This window comes from Mesorhizobium sp. M1A.F.Ca.IN.020.03.2.1, from assembly GCF_004023205.1.
Lineage (GTDB): Bacteria > Pseudomonadota > Alphaproteobacteria > Rhizobiales > Rhizobiaceae > Mesorhizobium.
This window is the reverse complement of record NZ_RZSV01000358.1, coordinates 1-3,899: the sequence shown is the minus strand read 5'-3', so window position 1 is coordinate 3,899 and position 3,899 is coordinate 1. Positions and strand designations below refer to the sequence as shown.

General features: G+C 62.9%; 4 protein-coding genes and 1 pseudogene. 3 read left to right on the top strand and 2 right to left on the bottom strand.

Annotation, left to right across the window (positions count from 1 at the left end; all coding sequences use genetic code 11):
• Window positions 1-254 (top strand): annotated as a pseudogene (locus EOA79_RS30475) (hypothetical protein); the annotation flags it as partial.
• 65 nt (window positions 255-319) lie between these two features.
• Here the strand turns inward: EOA79_RS30475 and EOA79_RS30470 are convergent.
• Both EOA79_RS30470 and EOA79_RS30465 read right to left on the bottom strand, forming a co-directional pair.
• A complete protein-coding gene (locus tag EOA79_RS30470; RefSeq protein WP_095825446.1) occupies window positions 320-1,309 on the bottom strand; it encodes an alpha/beta fold hydrolase in 990 nt (329 codons plus the stop codon).
• 163 nt (window positions 1,310-1,472) lie between these two features.
• A complete protein-coding gene (locus tag EOA79_RS30465; protein WP_066989643.1) occupies window positions 1,473-2,318 on the bottom strand; it encodes an SDR family oxidoreductase in 846 nt (281 codons plus the stop codon).
• Window positions 2,319-2,512: 194 nt separating this feature from the next.
• On the opposite strand from EOA79_RS30465, the gene EOA79_RS30460 reads away from it, so the two are divergent.
• Together EOA79_RS30460 and EOA79_RS30455 are read left to right on the top strand one after the other, a co-directional pair.
• Entirely contained in the window at window positions 2,513-3,547 is a 1,035-nt protein-coding gene (locus EOA79_RS30460; protein ID WP_095825445.1) for a cysteine synthase A, read from the top strand.
• Window positions 3,547-3,899 (top strand): alanyl-tRNA editing protein (locus EOA79_RS30455; RefSeq protein WP_164894020.1); only part of this gene is annotated, 353 nt, incomplete at its 3' end. The genes EOA79_RS30460 and EOA79_RS30455, both read left to right, overlap by 1 nt.

Below are 3,899 nucleotides of genomic sequence, written 5' to 3'. Positions count from 1 at the left end.
ATTTCGAGCCGGCCAATGACCGCGAGCACCATGGCGGCCGTCGTGATGGCCGCCGTCCCGGCAGCGGCAACAACGGCAAGAAGCGCTTCGGCGGCAAGCCCGGTGGCGAGCGCCAATTCGCGCCCAAGCCGCAAGGCGAACGTCCTGCGGGCGCCAAGCCGAATGGCGAGCACAAGCCTGACGGCTTCAAGCGCTTCAAGGGCAACAACAAGCGCCGCTTCGGCGGCAAGCGGCCGGCGAACCGGGCCGCTTAAAGTCCCACCGAGGTTTGATTGAAACAGCATAACGGCCGGAAGCAACGCTCCGGCCGTTTCTCGTTTCACGGACTTGATTGCTGCTGCATCAGCGCCTTCACCCACACCACGATCCGCTCTGTCAGAAAGCCCGTGGTCTGCGGCGATAGCGCATCGCCTGCAATGACGTGGTTGTCCGGATCGCCCGTATCGTCGACCGGCACCAGTTCGTGCGGACCGCCCCAGCGGCCGGCGACCTCGCGCGTGCGGTCCGGCCGGACCACCTTGTCGGCATCCGAGAAGATGAACAGGGCAGGGATGGTCGCCTTCTCGACCGGCGCGCGATAGGCGAGCTCGGTGAGCGCAGCCATCGGCAAGGCCGCCGCGATCGGATATTTGGTGGTCCAGAATTTTTCGTGCAGCGCATTGCGCGCCGGAAAACTGCGCTCCCTGCCGCCGACGAGCTCGGCAATCTCTCTGCCCCAAGGCAGTGTAAGGACCTCGGCGCCCGACGCCTTGACGCCGAAATTAGGCGAGATGAATGCGATTGCCGCGACGCCGTCGGAAGCACCAGGCTGGGCTGCAGCCCATGTCGCCAGTGAGGCGCCAGTCGAGGTGGCGATAACGATCACCTTCTCGCCGATCGCGCGCCCGATCGCCAGTGCCTCCTCATAGTCGTTGATCCAGGCATTCACGCTGCCTTCGGCAATGGCCGCGCCGTCCTGCCCGTGGCCGGTCAGGCGGGTGTAGAAGAGATTGGCCTCGATCTCCCCGGCGACGTCGTCCGGCAGCGGCCGGATCTCGCCCTTGGATGCCGAAAACCCGTGGATGTAGACGATCGCAAGCTTGGTCTTGGCGTGAACCAACGGATTCGCCCAGATGATCTCCTTGTCCAACCCGTCACGGATATTGGGCACGGCCGCTTCTTCGCGCGCCAGATAGGCCTGCGGATCGTCGCCGATCGCCGAAGGATCGAAACGGATCGTCGTATCGACCGCCACGCGTGGGCCGAGGTAAAAGCCTGAGAGGAGGATAACGACGAGACCCAGTACCGCAAGCAAGATCCGTCGCCCCATGACCGACTCCAAGCAACAATTCTCAACCTATGGCGGTGCCCACCGAGAGGCAATCTCTCCCGGATCAGCGGATGTCGTGCAAAAGCCTGCGACGGTTTTGCGAAACGACTTGCATAGAAAGGCATAAAGCGCGTTGCCTGAATGCGTTTCAGCGCGAGGCGCTTTACGCCGCTTTGTCCGTTGGACTTTTTTCGCCCGGCGTCTTGCGGTCGAAATACAACGGCCGTCCCCGCCAGCTGGTGGTCAGCCCGATCACCAGTCGGCCTACGGGTCGCGGCAGCAGGCCCAGCAGCTTCAGCGGCCAGCTTATGTGATAGGGGAAGGTGACTTCGAAGCCTCCCCTCCGGATGCCGCGCGCCATGCGGCGCGATGCCCGGTGAACAGGCATCAGGCCCGGCATCGGCAGCATGTTCTTCTCGGTCAGCGGCGTGTCGACGAAGCCCGGATTCATCACCTGGATGCGGATGTTCATCTTGTCGAAGTCGTATTTCAGCGATTCCGCCAGGATGTTGATTGCCGCCTTGGTGCCGCCATAGGCGGCGGTGGTCGGCCAGCCGGAATAGGCCGTGACCGACCCGACCAGGACGACATGCCCGCGTCCTCGCGTGCGCATATAGTCGACCGCAGGCACCAGTCCGTTGACGATGCCGAAATAATTGACGGCGAAGGAACGATGAAAATCGCGCACCACGAGATGCTCACCGGGGGTGGCGATATAGTTGCCGGCGTTGAAGACGGCGAGCACGATCGGCCCCATGTCTTTCTCGATCGCCGCGACAGTGCGTGCCATCCCTTCTTCGTCGGTCACATCGCAGGGAAAGGATTTCACGTGGCCGGCCATCTGCGCGGTCTCAACCAGCAGCGTATCGGCTGGATCGCTGGCCAGCGCCGTCACCGCGACGGCATAGCCTTGCCTCGCCAGGTCCTTGGCCAGCGCCCGGCCGAGGCCGCTGCTGCCGCCCGTGATCCAGGCGACACCGTCTTTCGGGTTGGCCCGGTAGAGTGTCATTGAAAGTCCTGCGAATTATCTGGGCTAGTGCTCTAGCGGCGAAGAAATGGGATGAAAAGAGCGCTTTTGGATGACATCGTTGAAATGCTCGGGAGCATTGCAGCGTCCCGAATGCGACTGGACCAGGCAAAATCTTGCCTTGAAACCGCGGCTTCCGGTTTTTAGGGTCTCGCCGCACGCATAAAGGAATCCCCATGCCCCGTAATGTGATCGAAGCGATCGGCAACACCCCCTTGATCCGGCTCAACAAGGCTTCGGACGCAACCGGCTGCGAGATCCTGGGCAAGGCCGAATTCATGAATCCGGGACAATCGGTCAAGGACCGTGCAGGCCTCTTCATCATCAGGGACGCCGAACATCGCGGATTGCTGAGGCCCGGTGGTGTCATCGTCGAAGGGACCGCCGGCAACACCGGCATTGGCCTCACGCTGGTCGCCAAGGCGCTCGGCTACCGGACAGTCATTGTCATCCCCGACACGCAAAGCCAGGAGAAGAAGGACACGATCAAGATCCTGGGAGCCGAGCTGATCGAAGTGCCGGCCGTGCCGTACAAGAACCCGAACAACTATGTGAAGCTTTCGGGGCGGCTCGCCGAGCAGATGGCACGGTCGGAGCCGAACGGCGCGATCTGGGCGAACCAGTTCGACAATGTCGCGAACCGCGACGGCCACATCCGCACGACTGCCGAGGAGATCTGGACCCAAACCGGCGGCAAGGTCGACGGCTTCGTGTCCGCCGTCGGCTCCGGCGGCACGCTCGCCGGCGTTGCGCTCGGGCTCAAGGCCAAGAGCAGGCAAGTCAAGATCGCACTTGCCGATCCGTTGGGTGCTGCGCTCTACAGCTTCTATACCAGCGGTGAGCTTAAAGCTGACGGCAGCTCGATCACCGAAGGCATAGGCCAGGGTCGCATCACCGCCAATCTCGACGGCTTCACGCCGGACTTCTCCTACCAGATACCGGACGAGGAGGCATTGCCGATCATCTTCGATCTGATCCAGGAAGAGGGACTGTGCGTCGGCGGCTCGACGGGCATCAACATCGCCGGCGCCATTCGGTTGGCGCGCGAGCTTGGCCCCGGCCATACCATCGTGACGATCCTCGCCGACTACGGCACGCGCTACCAGTCGAAGCTGTTCAATCCCGAGTTCCTGCGAAGCAAGAACCTGCCGGTCCCTGGCTGGATGGACGAAAAAGCCAACATCCCGGTGCCGTTCGAAAAGGTGGCCTGATGGCGCAGAGAACCGAAGCGCTGTTTCGCGACGACGCCTATCTGAGCACGGCGGAGGCGCAAGTCGTCGCCATCAATGACCGCGGCGGCATCCTTCTCGACCGCACGATCTTCTATGCCACGTCGGGCGGACAGCCAGGCGATACGGGCATGTTGGAGCGCGCCGACGGCAGCCGCATCGCGATCGCCGCCGCCATCACCGGCGAAACCAAGGACGAGATCATCCATGTGCCGGCCCCTGAACAGGCCCTGCCGGCGGTCGGTGAAAAGCTGAAGCTCGCCATCGACTGGCGGCGGCGGCATCTTCTGATGCGTATGCACTCCGCGTGTCATCTGCTCACCGTCGTCTGCCC